This is a genomic window from Methylophaga sp. F7 (assembly GCF_056863975.1).
Genome location: NZ_CM166511.1, coordinates 1,919,107 through 1,937,287, shown reverse-complemented (window position 1 = coordinate 1,937,287; position 18,181 = coordinate 1,919,107). Strand labels below are relative to the sequence as shown.

Sequence of the window (18,181 nt, the reverse complement as noted above, 5' to 3'; positions counted from 1 at the left end):
CAAAAAATGGTCATAGTAAATGACACTAATGTTTTACTGTCTTGACACACTGTTTTTGCTGTAGTTAGATACACACAACCAAATGAGACGCGCCGAGGTATTGTGTGTCCTTTGGGACTTTGAATACATAATATAAACGACACGAGGAATTAAGCTGTGAATAAATCTGAATTAATCGATGCAGTTGCTGCGGCCGCAGACATTTCAAAAGCAAAAGCGGCTCTGGCTGTTGACGGCGTGACTTCTGCAGTCACAAAAGCGTTAAGCAAAGGCGATCAAGTTACTCTGGTAGGTTTCGGTACTTTTTCTGTTCGTGAGCGTGCTGCTCGTACCGGCCGTAACCCACGTACCGGCGAAGAAATCAAAATTGCAGCTGCAAAAATTCCTGCATTTAAAGCTGGTAAAGCCCTGAAGGATGCTGTAAACTAGTTTCTTTTTTCTGGGGTGCTTAGCTCAGCTGGGAGAGCATCGCCCTTACAAGGCGAGGGTCGGGGGTTCGAACCCCTCAGCACCCACCAGGAATATCAGGAGCGGTAGTTCAGCTGGTTAGAATGCTGGCCTGTCACGCCGGAGGTCGCGGGTTCGAGTCCCGTCCGCTCCGCCAATACAAAAGAAGGGCGCATTCTATGCGCCTTTTTTTTGCTTAAATTAACCCACACTCGTGAAGAAGGTTCACTCCTATGTTGCATTTCATACGTGATCGCGCCCAAGGTTGGATTGCTTGGTTTATTGTTGGCTTAATCAGCATTCCGTTTGCACTTTGGGGGGTGAATTCTTATGTCTCCGGACCAACCGATACCATCGTTGCAGAAGTTAATGGTGAAGAAATCACCCAAACAGCCTTACTAGAAGCTGTTCAGCGTTATCGTGATCAAATGCGGCAAATGATGGGCGAAGAGTTCAATCCCGAGATGTTTGATAACGCTGAAATTCGTTATGTCGTCCTCGATGATTTGATTGACCAACAACTTATCCGCTCTGCTGCTGATGAACTTGGTCTTCGGATAAGTGACCGTCAAATTGCCCAGTTCATTCAGCAAACCCCTGCATTTCAACGTGATGGCACCTTTGATAGCGAGCAATATCAAATGGTTCTCGCCAGAGCGGGCTTCACTCCCACCTCATATGAAGCCAGCTTACGTGATGATCTTTTGGGCCAACAGCTTATCCAGAGTGTAGAGGGCAGTACCCTGGTCTCCGAGGTTGAGGTAGAAAGATTGTTAAAACTGGAAAATCAACAGCGCGAAATTGCCTTTGGCGTAGTCAAGCTGGAAGATTTTCTTGATGACACCGAAGTTGATGAAGCAGATGTACGTGGTTTCTTTGATGCCAACCAATCAAGCTTTACTTCACCGGAACAAATCTCTCTTGATTATCTGGAACTGTCACTTGATGACATTTCAACACAGGTTGAAGTGAGTGAAGAACAGTTGCAGCAATATTATGTTGATAACAAAGCACAGTTTGTGGGGCCAGAACAGCGCCGCGCCAGTCACATCTTAATCGAAGATAATGAAGAATCAGAGCAGATCCTCGCTGAAATTCAAACCAAACTTGAAGAAGGTCAAACCTTTGAAGAGTTGGCAGAAACCTATTCGGTCGATGTTGGTTCGGCAGCTTCAGGTGGTGATTTAGGGGCTATTCAGCGTGATGTGATGGAGCCGGCTTTTGAAGAAGCAGTGTTTGCTTTAGAGAATGTTGGTGATATCTCTGAACCTGTTAAAACGGAGTTTGGTTATCACATCATTCAATTAACGGATATAGATCAATCCAGCAATGTAGAGTTTGCAGATGTAAAAGAGAAAGTTGAGCAGCAATATAAACGTCAGCAAGCTGAACGACAGTTTTACGATAAAGCTGAAGAATTGGCGAATCTGACCTATGAGAATCCCGAAACACTTGATATTGCCGCTGAAACATTGGGCTTAGATATTAAAACCTCTGGGAAATTTACCCGCAGCGGTGGCAGTGGTATAGCTGAAAACCAGGAGGTTGTGAAAGCGGCATTTTCTGATGATGTATTGAATCAGGAACTGAACAGCCAGGTCTTAGAGTTATCTGATACTCGGTTGGTTGTAGTTCGCAAGAACAGTCATGTTGATGCGACGCTTTTGCCATTTGACTCAGTTGCACCAGCAATTACCGAACAGCTTCGTTATCAGCGTGCAAGCGATTTAGCCTATATTCAGGGCGAATCCAGACTGCAGGAGTTGAAATCTGGTGCATCCGCTACACAAGTCTTTCCTGATACCTGGCAGCCAGCCACTTATTATGGGCGTGATAGTCAGGATATCAGCGCACAAATTCTGGATCAGGCATTTAGATTACCTAACGCTGAATCAACTCAATATGCCGGTTTCACTGCCGATAACGGCAATTATGTTGTCATAGCGGTAAGTGATGTGAAACAGGGCTCAGTTGAAGATGTAGAGCCTGAAATGCGCGATGGACTGGTCTCTAACCTGACCAGACTGAACGGCCGTGTAGAAATGGCAGCATTCCTCAATACATTACGCAGTGAAGCCGACATCGAAATTTATGAGTCACGGGTAACATCTAGCGAAGAAGAGTAGTTCGCTAATCATAATTGCAGATTGAAAAAGGCGCTTTATAGCGCCTTTTTTATAACTAATGTATCAATGACTTTAGCGCCGACGCTGTCACCCCAAATATTGACTACGGTACGGAATCGATCCAGAAACCAGTCCACTGCCAGTAACAGTGCAATACCATCCAGGGGCAAACCTACCGCACTAAGTACGATTACCATGGTGACCAGTCCTGCTTCAGGGATTCCTGCAGCACCAATGGCCGCAAGCGTTGCAGTAATAAACACAATAATCTGTTGAGTCATCGTCAAATCAATGCCGTAGGCCTGGGCTATAAATAACACCGCGGCAGCTTCATAAAGGGCCGTGCCATCCATATTGACCGTGCTGCCCAGTGGCAAAACAAATTTGATGGCTTTATCACTAACATTATTTTCGCGGGCATTTTCCATGGTTAATGGCAATGTGGCTGTTGAACTTGCGGTGCCAAAACCGGTAAACAAAGCTCGACTCATACCAAATAAATACGCTAAGCCTTTGCCAGCAACAAGTTGTAGTAGTAAAAATAGAAAACAAAAATGGATGAATAACCCGGTTAAAACGGTGACCACATGCCAGCCGACAGCCTCTATCTCTTTGAATAATTCTTCACCACCACCCGCCAGACCAATGCGTGCAGCTATTAAAGCGAAAATGCCGATTGGGGCGAAATACATAATCCATATCACCAACTTCATCATGGCTTCATTAATACCATCAAAAACGGCAAATACAGGTTTGGAACGTTCACCAATCGTCGTCAGCGCCATCGCAAACAATATGGCAAAAACAATAATGGGCAATAACTGCATTTCAGTCGCAGAGGCAAATAGATTTGGCGAGATCAGTGACATAATAATGTCTGATGCTCCTGTTCCCTGTTTTTCCAGAATTCGCTCGGGAACAGTAGCTTCTCCGAGCTCGATTCCTGCACCGGGTTGGATGATATTAACCACTACCAAGCCAATAAACACTGCAACAGCCGTAGTAAAACCATAGTAGAGAAGGGTGGAACCACCTAAACGGCCCAGTTTTCGAACATCACCAAGGGCGCCAATACCGCTGATAACCGAGGCAACAATCAACGGGATAATGATCATTTTTAGTGCATTGAGAAATAAATCACCCAGCCAACCGATTTGTAATGACAGGTCACCGAAAAACCAACCAAACAAGACACCAATGATGGCACTCAGAATAATCAAAATTAATAATATGACGGCATGTGAGTGTGGCATGGGCTGCTATCCTCAAATTTATAAGTGCTAAAACAAAAACAGGGCTGAAAGCCCTGTTTTTGTTAACTGGATGAACATCGGTTAAAAATTACTTATCGCCAATACCGACAATATTGTAACCACCGTCAACATAGGTAATTTCGCCGGTTACCCCGGATGCCAGATCGGAGCACAGGAAAGCACCTACATTGCCCACTTCATCAATCGTGACATTACGACGCAATGGTGCATTACGTTCGCCATAGGCCAGCATCTTGCCAAAATCGCCAATACCGGCAGCAGCAAGTGTTTTTATAGGACCAGCAGAAACAGCATTTACCCGAATGCCTTCCGGCCCTAATGAATAGGCCATATATCTTACAGTGGCTTCCAGAGCGGCTTTTGCGACACCCATAACGTTGTAATTATCGATAGCCCGTTCGGCACCCAGATAGCTCAATGTCAATAATGAACCATTACGGCCAGCCATTAATTCTTTACCGGCTTTCGCCAATGCAGCAAAGCTGTAGGCACTGATATCATGTGCAGCGGCAAAACCTTCACGTGTCACACTGTCAACAAAACTGCCTTGCAGTTGTTCACGCGGAGCAAATGCGACCGAGTGAACAATACTGTCCAGGCCATCCCATTGTTTGGCCAGATCATCGAAAACAGCTTTGATTTGCTCATCACTGCTAACATCGCACGGAAAAATTAATGCTGGATTGGAGCCACATTCTTCAGCGATTTTTTCGACGCGGGATTTGAGTTTGTCATTTTGGTAAGTAAAAGCTAATTCAGCACCTTCACGTGCCATGGCATGCGCAATACCGGCGGCGATAGAACGCGAGCTGGCAACGCCAACAATCAATACCCGTTTGCCTTGTAGAAAACCCATGAAGTACTCCAGAAATTTTAAAACCGATAAACTTACCTGATTTTGGCAGGTACTGGAAGAGGCGAGCAGCTTACATTCCCGTTATACTCCCTATTTGCCTGGTTTCAACGTTGGATGATTATGCCCCGATTTTCTGTTGTGCTCTTCTGGATAGTTATTGCATCGCTGACAGGTTGTGATATATCGGCTATCAACTCTCCATACCCTGCAGCTGAGAGTGAAAAAACGGTCAGTTACAGCTCCTTTATGCTGCGGCCAAAACATCTGGATCCCGCCCGTTCTTATTCAGCCAATGAAAGTCTCATTACGGCGCAGATTTATGAGCCGCCCTTTCAATATCATTACCTCAAACGTCCATATCAAATGGAACCATTGACCGCAGCGAAAATGCCTGAAGTGGTCTTTTTAGATAAGAATCAACAAGTATTAACGGGGGCACAACAGACAGCAGAAAATATCGCTTTTTCACGTTACACAATTACCCTGAGACCCGGAATCGCCTATCAACCACATCCCGCATTTGCTCAGGATGCGTCTGGACAATGGCTCTATCACGATCTGGATCAACAGAGTTCTAGTCACCTGAACACTATTGTGGATTTCCCCGAGCAAGCCACCCGGGAATTAAAAGCCGCTGATTATGTATATCAAATTAAACGGCTGGCACATCCGGAAGTGCATTCACCCATTTTAGGTTTAATGAGTGAGCACATTGTCGGTTTGGGTGATTTTGCCGCCACTCTCAATAAACTGCAGCAACAAGGTAAGCCGATTGATTTACGTGAATTAGATATCGCTGGCGTGGAAGCAATTGATGATTATCAATTCCAAATTACCGTGTATGGTCAATATCCCCAGTTGAAGTACTGGCTGGCCATGCCATTTTTTGCTCCCATCCCCTGGGAAGCTGACGTGTTTTACCAGCAGACTGTATTAAAAGATAAAAATATCACCTTAGACTGGTACCCGATTGGAACAGGGGCCTATCAAATGATTGAAAACGATCCTAACCGTCGCATGGTGATGGTTAAAAATCCTAATTATCACGGTGAAATTTATCCCAGTGAAGGTAATCCAGGTGATGCTGCAGCTGGTCTGCTGGATGATGCGGGTTTGCCAATGCCCTTTATCGATAAAATCATTTACACCCTTGAAAAAGAAAGTACCTCTTACTGGGGGAAATTCATTCAGGGGTACTACGATATCAGTGGCTTAACTTCCGACAGCTTTGAACAGGCGATCCAGGTTTCTTCAGGTGGGTCGTTTGGGCTAAGTGAAGATATGATGGAAAAAGGCATTGATTTGCAGGCTGCTGTTGGCACAACTACCCATTATATTGGTTTTAATATGCTGGATTCAGTGGTGGGTGGAGACAGTGAACGAGCACGCAAACTACGTCAGGCGATTGCTATTGCGATAGATCAGGAGGAATTCGTTTCTATTTTCTTTAACGGACGTGGAATTCCTGCCCAAGGACCTATCCCTCCGGGAATTTTTGGTTATCGTGACGGCCGGGAGGGATTGGACCCTTACGTTTATGAATGGCGGGATGACGCGGTACGCACCAAGCCAATTTCTTTTGCCAGAGAACTACTGGCAGATGCCGGATATCCCAATGGTCGAGATGCTGAAACAGGGCAACCGTTAGTTCTGTACTTTGATGTATCTGCTGTTGGACCGGATGCCAAAGCCCAGTTGGACTGGATGCGCAAACAGTTTCAAAAACTTAATATCCAATTAGTGATTCGGTCGACTGATTACAATCGTTTTCAGGATAAGATGCGTCGCGGACAAACACAGATATTCAAAGTCGGCTGGAGTGCTGATTATCCGGATCCGGAAAATTTTCTGTTTCTTTTATACGGGCCCAATGCCAAAGCTATTCATAACGGTGAAAACAGCGCCAATTACCAAAACCCTGAATTCGATAAGTTATTTGAACAGATGCGGGTGATGCCTGACGGTGATGAGCGTCAGGAAATTATCGATAAAATGGTGGATATTGTTCGCCATGATGTGCCGTGGGTATGGGGATTTCATCCCAAACAGTTAACGTTGTTCCACGCGTGGAATAAAAATATCAAACCTAATCTGATGGCAAACAATACATTAAAGTATCATCGGATTGATCCGCTATTACGAGACCAGTTGCGGTCGAAATGGAATCAACCGACCATCTGGCCGCTGATTTTGCTGTTGTTTATTTTTATCATGGCAATGTTGCCAGCTATTTTGATTTATCGTCGAAAAAAACACCAACAGGCTGTCAATACTTGATACTGTTGATTTTGCGTATCATCCGGTACAATTAAACGCGAAAATTGTTATACGACTTCAGGTATCAATTGAGCAGGGAGAAAAGCACGTGGATTTGGCTACTTTACTGGGTTTTTTAATAGCCTGGAGTCTGATTATCGCCACTATTGCTCTTGGGGCAGCGGCGAGCACCTTTGTTAACACGCCTTCTTTCATGATAGTTGTAGGTGGCACCTTTGCCGTCGTCATGATGCGCTTTACCCTCAAACAGTTCATTGGTTCAATGAAAACGGCGACCAAAGCCTTTTTGCATAAATCTGAAGATCCTTCTGAAATTATTGCCAGTGTGGTTGTCTTAGCCGGTATCGCCCGTAAAGAGGGTTTGTTGGCATTGGAACGGCAGGAAGTTAAAAATCCTGCCTTGGCATTGGGTATCCGAATGCTGGTTGATGGTCATGAGCCGGCTGTGGTCAGAAAAGCCCTGAACACAGAAATGAATGAAACGGTCAACCGACATAGCATCGGTCAACAGATTTTCCAGCAAATTGGTGATGCCGCTCCGGCGATGGGAATGATCGGTACTCTGGTTGGTCTGGTTCAGATGCTCTCGAATATGTCCGATCCGAAATCAATTGGTCCAGCGATGGCGATTGCATTACTGACAACCTTATACGGTGCAATGATTGCCAATATGTTTGCATTGCCTGTAGCCGATAAGCTTGCTTTACGCAGTAATGAAGAGCTGATGAATAAAAGTATTATCATTGAGAGCGTAATGGGAATTCAGGAAGGTCAGAACCCGAAAGTATTGGAAGAGTTACTGAAAAATTATCTTCCGGCTTCAAAACGGGATGCTGAAGAGCCAGCCCCGGCCGAAGCTTAATCAGCTGACGACGGCAGAATTCTATGAGTGAGTCTGAAACGCAAAGTTTCAAAAAGCAGCAAAAGAAAGGGTTGCCTGCCTATATGGCGACATTTGCCGATTTAATGTCGTTATTAATGTGTTTCTTTGTTTTGTTATTGTCGTTCGCTGAAATCGATGCCATCAAATATAAAATGGTGGTTATGTCTTTGGAGAAAGCCTTTGGTGTGCAGCGAGAGGTAGTGGATGAAGCCATTCCTAAAGGCACCAGCATCATTGCACAGGAATTCAGCCCGGGCGAACCCAAACCCACACCGCTGAATATTGTCAGACAGGAAACAACTGATGATACGAAAGATGTGTTAAAAATCACTATGGATGCCGAAGCTGTCGCAGAAGCGCAGGCAAAGCAGGTCGCCGAGGAAGTCGAAGAATTTAAAGAAGCGCTGGAATCAGAAATCGAACGTGGTTTGATCGTTGTAGAGAATCAGCTCAATCGTATTGTTATCCGAATTCGTGAGCGTGGTTCCTTTCCCTCTGGCGACGCTACTTTGAACCAAGACTTTGTTCCTATCCTGAAAAAAATTAATGAAGTATTAACGCAGACTGACGGACTAATTGCTGTGGCAGGACATACTGATAACATTCCGATTAATACTTCCCGTTATCGTTCTAACTGGGAGTTATCAACTTCAAGAGCGACTTCAGTAGTTCACGAACTGCTTAAGTACAATACGATTCCACCTGAACGTTTTGTGCTTGAAGGCTATGCTGATACTCGCCCATTAGCCCCAAATGATTCTATTGAAAATCGGGCAATAAATCGTCGTGTGGAAATTGTTGTTCTAAAAGGTTCGCTGGACAGCGAGCTCACCAAGTCCATTGATGATTTGATTCAGCAGCACGATGCAATAGAAAGTGAAATTCAACAAGTCCGTTGAACGTCAAAAGATTGCTGCCATCAAAATATATCTGTCTAAACAATGGTATTATTTTGCAAGTTTTTGATATCAGTTATGACACGATTCATAGCATCGAAACATAAGCACACAAACAAAAAAAGAGCCTTTTACTGGAAAAAAGACGACCGTATAGAAATAATGCAGTCGGTTGTATAAAGGCGCTGACAATAAGAAAGTTAGAGGTAAACATGCAAAAAATTTCCGTGGAAACAGGAATCGTGATCCCATTGGATCGACCAAACGTCGATACGGATGCCATCATACCTAAACAGTTTCTGAAATCGATCAAGCGCAGTGGTTTTGGTCCCAACCTGTTTGATGAATGGCGTTATTTGGATCACGGCGAGCCGGGACAGGATTGTAAAGATCGTCCGCTGAATCCGGATTTTGAATTGAATCAACCACGTTATCAGGGTGGCACGATATTACTGGCACGTGAAAACTTTGGTTGTGGATCGAGCCGTGAGCATGCTGTTTGGGCACTCGAAGACTATGGTATTCGAGTGATTATTGCCCCCAGTTTTGCTGATATCTTTTTTAGCAACAGCAGTAAAAATGGCATTCTCACAATACAACTCGATGAACAGCTGGTCGAAAATTTATTTCATCAGGTCGAGGCTACTCCAGGTTATAAATTGACCGTTGATTTGCCAGAACAGAGCATTTTGTTGCCTGATGGTGAAGTCCTGCATTTCGAAATAGACAGCTTTAAAAAGCATTGTTTGATAGAAGGTCTGGATGATATTGGTCTGACCCTGCAGCATACTGATGAAATCAAAGCTTACGAGGCCCGTCGTCGTGAACAAACGCCGTGGCTGTTTTCCTAATATTTTTTCCATTTATAAGTAATAACATTCATGACAAAGAAAATTGCAGTATTGGCCGGTGATGGAATCGGTCCGGAAATTGTTGCCGAAGCCGTAAAGGTTTTAAATGCTTTTAAACAGGATGGTTTGGCGATTGAACTTGAATACGGTTTGATCGGTGGGGCCGCTTACGATGAAACTGGCAGTCCGCTTCCTGATGAAACCTTGCAAATGGCTAAAGAGGCAGATGCCATTTTGTTAGGTGCAGTGGGAGGCTATAAATGGGAAGCACTGGATATCAGTGTGCGTCCGGAAAAAGGTTTATTGGGTATTCGTTCACAATTAAACCTTTTTGCTAATTTACGTCCGGCTTTGTTATATCCACAATTAGCAGATGCATCCACCCTGAAACCAGAAGTTGTGTCCGGTCTGGATCTAATGATTGTCCGTGAGTTAACGGGTGGGATTTACTTTGGTCAGCCCCGAGGGATCCGTACTCTGGATAATGGCGAGAAAGAAGGCTACAACACACTGGTGTATCGCGAAAGTGAAATTAATCGTATCGGACGCGTGGCATTTGATATTGCACGTAAACGGCAAAGTCGTGTTTGTTCGGTGGACAAAGCCAATGTATTGGAATGCACCGAGTTGTGGCGTGAGACGATGACAACATTGTCCAAAGACTATGCCGATGTCGAGCTAAGTCATATGTATGTTGATAATGCTGCAATGCAGCTAGTGCGAGCACCAAAGCAGTTTGACGTTATGGTGACCACCAATATGTTTGGCGATATTTTGTCAGATTGTGCGTCAATGCTGACCGGTTCGATTGGTATGTTGCCCTCTGCGTCGCTAGATGAAAACGGCAAGGGAATGTATGAACCTATTCACGGTTCAGCCCCTGATATTGCTGGTCAGAACATTGCTAATCCACTGGCAACGATTTTGTCAGCTGCTATGATGTTACGTTACACCCTTGATCAGCCGGCTTTTGCAGATCGTATTGAAGCTGCCGTAAGTAAAGTTCTGGATCAAGGTTTAAGGACAGCAGATATTTTCTCCGCGGGAATGACTCGCGTGACCACTGCTGAAATGGGCGATGCCGTTTTGGCAGCGCTGTAACAAAAGAATTTAGGTGAAATGTGACTAAACAAATTGATGTTGCTGTTGTAGGTGCTACTGGTGCGGTTGGTGAAACGATGCTGGATATCCTGCATAAGCGGAATTTTCCGGTAGGTAAAGTGTATGCATTGGCCAGTGAGCGTTCAGCTGGCTCAACCGTACAATTTGGTAATAAATCGATAATGGTTGAAGATTTGGCCGAGTTTGATTTTTCCAAAGTACAGATAGGCTTGTTTTCTCCTGGGGCCAGTGTTTCTGAAATCTATGCGCCAAAAGCGGCTGCTGCAGGCTGTATTGTTATCGATAACACCTCACAGTTTCGTTATGACGATGATGTTCCACTGATCGTGCCTGAGGTGAATCCAGATGCGGTGGCCGGTTATAAAAAACGTGGCATTATCGCTAATCCGAATTGCTCTACCATTCAAATGCTGGTGGCGTTAAAACCCATTTACGATGCTGTGGGGATTACTCGTATTAACGTTTGCACCTACCAGGCGGTATCGGGAAGTGGAAAACCTGCAATGGATGAGCTTGCCAAACAAACTGCTGCTCTTTTGAATGGTCGCCCGGTGGAAGCTGAAGTTTATCCTAAACAAATTGCTTTTAATGTGATTCCTCAAATCGATGTTTTTATGGATAACGGTTATACCAAAGAAGAAATGAAAATGGTTTGGGAAACTCGCAAAATCCTTGGTGACGAGTCAATACAGGTCAATCCAACCGCGGTCCGGGTGCCTGTCTTTTATGGTCATTCTGAAGCCATTCATATTGAAACCCGTGACAAGATCACTGCTGAAAAAGCCAGAGAGCTGCTATCAGCGTTTGATGGCATCGTCGTGATTGATGAACACAAAGATGGTGGTTATCCAACAGCTGTCACAGATTCCTCTGGTCAGGATCCTGTATATATAGGGCGAATTCGTGAAGATATTTCACATCCAAACGGTTTGAATTTATGGGTTGTTTCAGACAATGTTCGTAAAGGTGCGGCACTAAACAGTGTGCAAATTGCTGAACTTCTGGTAGATAGATACCTCTAGGCATTGCTGAGATTGTCAAGGAAGGGGAGTTAAATGAAACAGAAAACGTTGACCAGTTTGTCGGTAGCTGCGGCACTTGGTTTATTAACTCCCTTACCGGGTCATGCGTTTGGCCTTGGTCAGATAACTTTATACTCTGCCTTGAATGAACCTTTCAGGGCAGAGATTGAGGTCAATGCACTTCAGGATGATGAGCAGGGTAATCTTGAGGTCAGATTGGGTTCATCCCAGGATTTTGAAAGAGCAGGACTGGAACGCAGTTTTTTATTAACCCAGCTGAATTTTGAAGTTATTGAAGAAAGTGATTCCACCCGAATTTTGGTCACTTCTGATTTACCCATCAAAGAACCATTTCTGGGATTTTTACTGGCCGCAACCACTGGTCAGGGAAAATTACTTCGCGAATATATGGTGCTGCTGGATCCACCTAAAGAGCTGTACCCCGGTCGTGGCACTGTGGATTCACCACGCGCACCGAATACTCAATCAACGGTTCCTGCTGCTCCTCGCACAACATCTTCAAATCAGTCAGCCTATACATCTGATCGCTTGACGCAATATAACGTTCAGTCACGCGATACCTTATGGAGCATCGCCGAGAGGACACGGCCCTCAGACGATATTACGATGCAGCAGATGATGATTGGTTTGCTTAATGCGAATCCTAGGGCATTTCAGCAAAACAATGTGAACAGTCTTTACGCAGACAGCACACTTAAAATTCCTGCTACAGAAGAAATTACCCGCCTTTCTGCCAGTGAAGCCAAAGCTGCTGTAGACAGGCAAAATCTCGACTGGCAACAACGCAGTCTTGCTCAGACTGCTTCTCCTGCAGCCACCGTTGATGAAGTTTCCACATCGGAAAATATTGCAGCAGCAGAAAATAATGAAATTGAACCAGAAACCGAAGCGCCAAACGACGCTGAAGATCAATCAAGCTTAACAGAGAGCGATGAAACACTGTCAGATGCTGAGAGTGCACGCTTAAAGTTAATTGCTGCAACGGAAAACAGTTTGCTGGAGGCAGATCCGGAAATTAATGGTGATCCTGATTTACAGCGCATCAGTGAACAATTAACGCTTGCCCAGGAAACCATAGAGTCACAAACCCAGGAAAACATTGATTTCAAAAATCGTATGGACGCGATGGAACGTCAACTGGATACCATGCGTCGTCTTATTTCGCTTAAAGATGCGGATATGGCAAGACTGCAAAGCTTGCTCGAACAAGACGAAACCCAGATGGATTTAGCGACATTGGTAGATGAAGCAAACACCATTCTGGAAAATAGTGAAGCTGAAAGCGAAGCATTAAATGACAGCGACAATAATACCAATCTGAATGATACAGCTGAAGATCCAACCAATCTGGATGCTGTAGATAATGAATGGCAACCGATTGATATTGCTAATGATGAAACAGATGCAACGTCAACTGAAGAAGAACCGCCATCAACAGAAAGCAACGAAAATGTCGCTGAGGAGCCGACAGAATTCGAATCTGTCACCAATGCTGAATCTCCCGAACTGATTGTTGCTGAGTTGGATGAAAATACAGCAGAACCAGCAGAACTGGAAACAGCTGCTGCAGAGGTTGATGCTGCGATAGTTGAAGCTGCTCAGGAACTGAATCTAGACCAGCAACAGCTGGACTCTCTTTACCAGCGGGTTCAAGCTTTTGTCATAGCGCACAAGGTTGAATCATTACTGGCAATCTTATTGTTGCTTTTGATTATCTGGATGATTCTCCGCCGTGGGCAGCGTGAGGTCAGTTGGGATGATGCTGTCAGTAAAATTAACAAAAACAAACCGGCCACCACGACAGCTGAAACCGGTAGTGTAAATATTGTCACCCCGGTTGCAGAAGAGAAAGAGGCAACAACCGAAAGCCAAACCAAATCAGTTGATGAACTGGTCGAACAAGCTGATATGTTTGTTGGTTATGCCGATTATGTACAAGCAGCAACCGCACTTGAACAAGCTTATCAGCAGGCACCCGATGATAAGGAAATTGCTGCAAAATTATTATTCATTTATTACAAGCAACAAAAATCTGCAGACTTCATTGCATTATTGAATACCTCCGGTATTGATGTAACCGATCCGCAGTGGCCTGAGGTAAGAAGCTGGGGCGCTCAGCTATTACCTCATAATCCTTTATTTGCTGAACCCTCTGATGAGGCTGAGGCTGCTATTGAAGAATCCATCGAGGAAGTGCAAACCACTTTTGATACTGAGGATGAGCCAAAAATCGATGTTGATGCCGAAGAAGAAGTGATGGAGACATCCTCTGAGCCTGAGGAGTCGGATCATATAGATTTCAATCTGGATGATTACAAAACCGAGTCAACCACTATTTCCAAGGCTGAAGAAGTCTACCAACGTGATGAAGAGGATTTGTTGCAGTTTGATAGCAGTACATCTGCAGACAAAGACTCAGCAACTGAGCTGGAACAATCAGAACAATCTGAAATTGATACTTATCCTGAAGATGATGATCTGCGAATAGATTTTGAACAGGATAATGTGTTGCAACCGGATTCCTCTGCCCCCGATGTTCTGGACTTGAATATTGATGAGACAGACGATGCTTCAGACCAGCAACCTGATGAGGTTTTATCTGTAGATTCTTTAGATGCTGATGAACTGGATCTCACTAATTTTGAAACTGCAGAACCGACAGAAACTGAAGAAGTTGATGTTATAGAAGATTATCTGAATCTGGATAGCAGTGTTGATGATGATGAACTTGATTTCGATCTCAGTGATTTCGACTCAATCGATGAATCTGAAACCAAACTGGATTTGGCAGCAGCCTATTCCGATATGGGTGATCCTGAAGGCGCAAGAGGTATCCTCGAAGAAGTCCTTGAGCAGGGTACGGATGAACAGAAAAAACGAGCACAGGAACTGCTCGACAATTTGTCTTAACGAGCGCTAAGGTGAGGTTAGCGTTAAGTGTCGAGTATGACGGCAGTAATTTTCATGGGTGGCAGTTTCAGCCAAAACAACGGACTGTTCAGGGCGAATTGCAGAAAGCCGTATCGCTTATCGCCAATACACCGACAGAAGTGTTCGCTGCCGGCCGCACTGATACTGGGGTGCATGCATTAAATCAGGTGGTGCATTTTGATACCGAGGCTATTCGGCAAGAACGAAACTGGCTATTGGGATTGAATTCCAACTTACCCCACGATATCAGTATTAAATGGGTAAAACCGGTTTCAGAAAACTTTAACGCCAGGTTCAGTGCAATAAAACGTCGCTATCGTTATTTAATACTCAATCGTGACAGCCGTTCCAGTGTGCATCATCAACGGATGTGGTGGGTATATAAAAAGCTTGATGAACACCAGATGCAATTGGCTGCTAATAGCCTGCTTGGCCAGCATGATTTTTCAGCATTTCGGGCACAGGAATGTCAGGCCAAAAGTCCGATAAAGACCCTTGATAAATTGATTGTCACTCGTCGTGATGATTGCATTGCTGTGGATGTTGAAGCCCGTTCTTTTTTGCATCACATGGTGCGTAATCTGATGGGCGTATTGGTTCCTGTTGGGGAGGGCAAGAGACCTGTCGAATGGGCTCAACATGTTCTACAAAGTCAGGACCGTAACATGGCGGGTGTTACCGCCCCACCTCAAGGTCTGTACCTGACAGATGTCGTTTATCCGGATGAATTTTTCCTGCCAACAGTGTCAGGTTTTCCAGTGCTCTGGTAAAGTACTGTAGTAACTTCTGGAAAGCTGATAATCCCAAATGAGAACCCGCGTTAAAATATGTGGCATTACGCGTCGTCAAGATGCTGAATTTGCTGTAAAAAGCGGGGCGGATGCTATCGGGTTGGTTTTTTATGAACCAAGTCCTCGCGCTGTAACAATGGCACAGGCTGCCGCAATTACTGCGCAGTTGCCACCATTTGTATCTGCTGTTGGTTTATTTGTGAATGCAACGGCAGAGAAAGTGCGGCAAACACTTGAGCAGGTTCCATTAAGTTTGTTGCAATTTCATGGCAATGAATCCGCTGAATATTGTGCTCAATTCAATATGCCGTACATCAAAGCGGTACGAATGCAGACTGCAAGTGATTTAATACAGGCTGATGAGCATTTTGCTGAAGCTTCAGCCTTATTGCTGGATAGCTATCAACATGGGGTGCCGGGGGAACCGGACAGACCTTTGACTGGTCCATGATTACTGCAGTTAGCAAGCCGCTGATATTAGCGGGTGGTCTGACAACTGAAAACGTTGCAGAAGCTATTCAGCAGGTCTCGCCTTATGCAGTGGATGTAAGCGGCGGTGTAGAAGAGTCGAAAGGACTTAAAAGTAATAATAAAATAAGCGCATTCATGCGAGAGGTGGCAAATGCCTGATATACAGATTGATGACTATTTTAAAAACTACCCGGATGAATTAGGTCATTTTGGACCTTATGGTGGACGCTTTGTTGGCGAAACCTTGATGGGTGCTATTTATGAGCTGGAAGAGGCCTATAAACAGTATAAAAATGATCCAAACTTCCAAGCTGAAATGGATAAAGATCTGGCCGACTTTGTAGGCCGTCCATCACCTATATATCATGCCGAAAACTGGACAAAGAAACTGGGGGAGCCCAGATCTATCTCAAGCGCGAAGATCTCAATCATACCGGCGCCCATAAAGTTAACAATACGATTGGTCAGGCTTTACTGGCTAAGCGTATGGGTAAAACCCGTATTATTGCTGAAACAGGTGCGGGGCAGCACGGTGTAGCGACCGCTACAGTAGCTGCCCGCTTAGGTATGGAATGTGTGGTTTACATGGGCGCGGAAGATGTTGAGCGTCAGGCCATGAACGTTTACCGAATGAAGCTTTTAGGGGCAGAAGTAGTGCCGGTTCAGTCTGGCTCAAAAACGCTCAAAGATGCATTGAATGAAGCCTTGCGTGACTGGGTTACCAATGTGGATGACACCTTTTATATTATCGGTACGGTTGCCGGCCCACATCCTTATCCAGCAATGGTGCGGGACTTCCAATCAGTTATTGGTCGTGAAGCCCGTCAGCAAATGATCAATACCACTGGCAAACTACCCGATACACTGGTTGCCTGTATCGGTGGTGGGTCGAATGCAATTGGCCTGTTCTACCCATTTATTGAAGATGAATCCGTTGCAATGATTGGCGTAGAGGGTGCTGGTCATGGTCTGCAGACAGGGCAGCACTCAGCTCCACTTTCTGCCGGAACTCCCGGCGTATTGCACGGCAATCGCACTTACCTTATTCAGGACGCTGCGGGACAAATTACCGAAACCCATTCCATTTCAGCCGGACTGGATTATCCTGGCGTTGGTCCTGAACATGCATGGTTGAAAGATATCGGCCGCGCACAATACGTTACTGTTACGGATACTGAGGCCCTTGATGCTTTCCATGAACTGACACGCACTGAAGGCATTATTCCGGCTCTGGAAACCAGTCATGCACTGGCTTATGTTTCAAAATTAGCCCCAACGATGTCAGCGGATCAAAGTATTCTTATTAATGTTTCAGGACGTGGTGATAAAGACATGCACACGGTTGCAGCCATGGCTGGTCTGAATTTCTGAGGAATATAAAATGAGTCGTATTAAAGAATGTTTTAAAAATCTTCAGGCAGATGGGCAAACTGCTTTAATCCCTTATGTGACTGCAGGTGATCCTGAACCATGGGTAACCGTTCCACTGTTACATGCTTTGGTGGATGCCGGTGCCGATATTATCGAACTGGGTGTGCCTTTCTCTGATCCCATGTCGGATGGTCCTGTAATCCAAAAAGCCTGTGAACGGGCGTTGAAAAATGATGTCACGCTGGATTCAATTCTGGATATGGTAAAACAGTTCAGAGAGAAAAATAACCATACGCCACTTGTGTTGATGGGATATGCCAATCCTCTTGAAGCAATGGGTTATGAAAAATTCGCCAAAAAAGCCCAGGCTGTCGGGGTGGATGGGGTATTGACTGTTGATATGCCACCAGAAGAGTCTGATGAATTCCTGCGGCTGATGGACGGGCATGATATTGATACGATTTTCCTGGTTGCGCCAACGACATCGGCAGAGCGTATGCAGAAAATCGCCCAACATGCCAAAGGCTTTATTTACTATGTTTCGATCAAAGGTGTGACAGGTGCTGCCGCATTGGAAATTAATGAAGTAACCGCCAAACTGGAAGAAATTCGTAAATACACTTCGTTACCGGTTGGTGTGGGTTTTGGTATCAGAGATGGCCGCTCAGCCGCAGCTGTCGCGGAAGTAGCTGATGCTGTTGTCGTGGGCAGTACTTTGGTACGTTGCATAGAAGAACATTCCAATCGTCCACAGGAATTACCCGCAGCAGTAGCAAGTCTGTTAGCTGAAATGCGTCATGCAATTAATGCGCGTGATTTAGCCAGCGTCTCGGCCTAATAAG

The 18,181-nt window shown here is 45.0% G+C and carries 15 protein-coding genes, 2 tRNA genes and 1 pseudogene; 16 read left to right on the top strand and 2 right to left on the bottom strand.

Translation table 11 applies throughout. The features are described 5' to 3' along the window. The first annotated feature begins 156 nt into the window (after positions 1–156). The 4 genes from AC08OG_RS09800 (at position 157) to AC08OG_RS09785 (ending at position 2,573) form a co-directional block, all read left to right on the top strand. Positions 157–429, top strand: a complete 273-nt coding sequence (locus tag AC08OG_RS09800; RefSeq protein WP_014707392.1) for an HU family DNA-binding protein — start codon at positions 157–159, stop codon at positions 427–429. A gap of 13 nt (positions 430–442) precedes the next feature. Beyond that, positions 443–518, top strand: a tRNA-Val gene (locus AC08OG_RS09795). Between the two features lie 9 nt (positions 519–527). Then, positions 528–604: transfer RNA gene (locus tag AC08OG_RS09790), tRNA-Asp, on the top strand. A gap of 76 nt (positions 605–680) precedes the next feature. Next, a complete protein-coding gene (locus tag AC08OG_RS09785) occupies positions 681–2,573 on the top strand; it encodes a SurA N-terminal domain-containing protein (protein WP_482929406.1) in 1,893 nt (630 codons plus the stop codon). A gap of 35 nt (positions 2,574–2,608) precedes the next feature. On the opposite strand, the gene AC08OG_RS09780 is transcribed toward AC08OG_RS09785, so the two are convergent. Continuing rightward, complete coding sequence (locus tag AC08OG_RS09780; RefSeq protein ID WP_292357579.1) at positions 2,609–3,826, bottom strand: dicarboxylate/amino acid:cation symporter; 1,218 nt, start codon at positions 3,824–3,826, stop codon at positions 2,609–2,611. Positions 3,827–3,914: 88 nt separating this feature from the next. Further along, positions 3,915–4,703: an enoyl-ACP reductase FabI gene (locus AC08OG_RS09775; protein WP_292357577.1), complete on the bottom strand. Its 789-nt coding sequence runs from the start codon at positions 4,701–4,703 to the stop codon at positions 3,915–3,917. Between the two features lie 120 nt (positions 4,704–4,823). Between AC08OG_RS09775 and AC08OG_RS09770 the strand changes: the two genes are divergently transcribed. The 12 genes and pseudogenes from AC08OG_RS09770 (at position 4,824) to trpA (ending at position 18,177) form a co-directional block, all read left to right on the top strand. Continuing rightward, positions 4,824–6,980 carry an ABC transporter substrate-binding protein gene (locus AC08OG_RS09770; RefSeq protein ID WP_339640594.1) on the top strand — a complete coding sequence of 719 codons (2,157 nt, stop codon included), beginning with the start codon at positions 4,824–4,826 and terminating at the stop codon, positions 6,978–6,980. An 88-nt stretch (positions 6,981–7,068) separates the two neighbouring features. Beyond that, positions 7,069–7,842 carry a flagellar motor protein PomA gene (gene pomA / locus AC08OG_RS09765; RefSeq protein ID WP_292357573.1) on the top strand — a complete coding sequence of 258 codons (774 nt, stop codon included), beginning with the start codon at positions 7,069–7,071 and terminating at the stop codon, positions 7,840–7,842. A 23-nt stretch (positions 7,843–7,865) separates the two neighbouring features. Beyond that, on the top strand, positions 7,866–8,762 hold the full coding sequence (locus tag AC08OG_RS09760) for a MotB family protein (protein ID WP_292357571.1): 897 nt from the start codon (positions 7,866–7,868) through the stop codon (positions 8,760–8,762). Positions 8,763–8,971: 209 nt separating this feature from the next. Further along, positions 8,972–9,610: a 3-isopropylmalate dehydratase small subunit gene (gene leuD / locus AC08OG_RS09755; RefSeq protein ID WP_482929405.1), complete on the top strand. Its 639-nt coding sequence runs from the start codon at positions 8,972–8,974 to the stop codon at positions 9,608–9,610. A 30-nt stretch (positions 9,611–9,640) separates the two neighbouring features. Continuing rightward, positions 9,641–10,711 carry a 3-isopropylmalate dehydrogenase gene (gene leuB / locus AC08OG_RS09750; RefSeq protein ID WP_482929404.1) on the top strand — a complete coding sequence of 357 codons (1,071 nt, stop codon included), beginning with the start codon at positions 9,641–9,643 and terminating at the stop codon, positions 10,709–10,711. A 20-nt stretch (positions 10,712–10,731) separates the two neighbouring features. Continuing rightward, complete coding sequence (locus AC08OG_RS09745; protein ID WP_292357566.1) at positions 10,732–11,754, top strand: aspartate-semialdehyde dehydrogenase; 1,023 nt, start codon at positions 10,732–10,734, stop codon at positions 11,752–11,754. A gap of 33 nt (positions 11,755–11,787) precedes the next feature. Next, positions 11,788–14,685: a FimV/HubP family polar landmark protein gene (locus tag AC08OG_RS09740; protein ID WP_482929403.1), complete on the top strand. Its 2,898-nt coding sequence runs from the start codon at positions 11,788–11,790 to the stop codon at positions 14,683–14,685. A gap of 11 nt (positions 14,686–14,696) precedes the next feature. Beyond that, positions 14,697–15,476 carry a tRNA pseudouridine(38-40) synthase TruA gene (gene truA / locus AC08OG_RS09735; RefSeq protein WP_292357563.1) on the top strand — a complete coding sequence of 260 codons (780 nt, stop codon included), beginning with the start codon at positions 14,697–14,699 and terminating at the stop codon, positions 15,474–15,476. A 37-nt stretch (positions 15,477–15,513) separates the two neighbouring features. Next, on the top strand, positions 15,514–15,948 hold the full coding sequence (locus tag AC08OG_RS09730) for a phosphoribosylanthranilate isomerase (protein ID WP_482929402.1): 435 nt from the start codon (positions 15,514–15,516) through the stop codon (positions 15,946–15,948). Further along, positions 15,945–16,127 carry a phosphoribosylanthranilate isomerase gene (gene trpF, locus AC08OG_RS09725; RefSeq protein ID WP_482929401.1) on the top strand — a complete coding sequence of 61 codons (183 nt, stop codon included), beginning with the start codon at positions 15,945–15,947 and terminating at the stop codon, positions 16,125–16,127. Before AC08OG_RS09730 ends, trpF begins: the two co-directional genes overlap by 4 nt. After that, positions 16,120–17,339 (top strand): annotated as a pseudogene (gene trpB, locus AC08OG_RS09720) (tryptophan synthase subunit beta). The gene trpF and the pseudogene trpB overlap by 8 nt, the downstream one beginning before the upstream one ends. A 10-nt stretch (positions 17,340–17,349) precedes the next feature. Further along, positions 17,350–18,177, top strand: a complete 828-nt coding sequence (gene trpA / locus AC08OG_RS09715; protein ID WP_292357558.1) for a tryptophan synthase subunit alpha — start codon at positions 17,350–17,352, stop codon at positions 18,175–18,177. Positions 18,178–18,181: the final 4 nt, after the last annotated feature.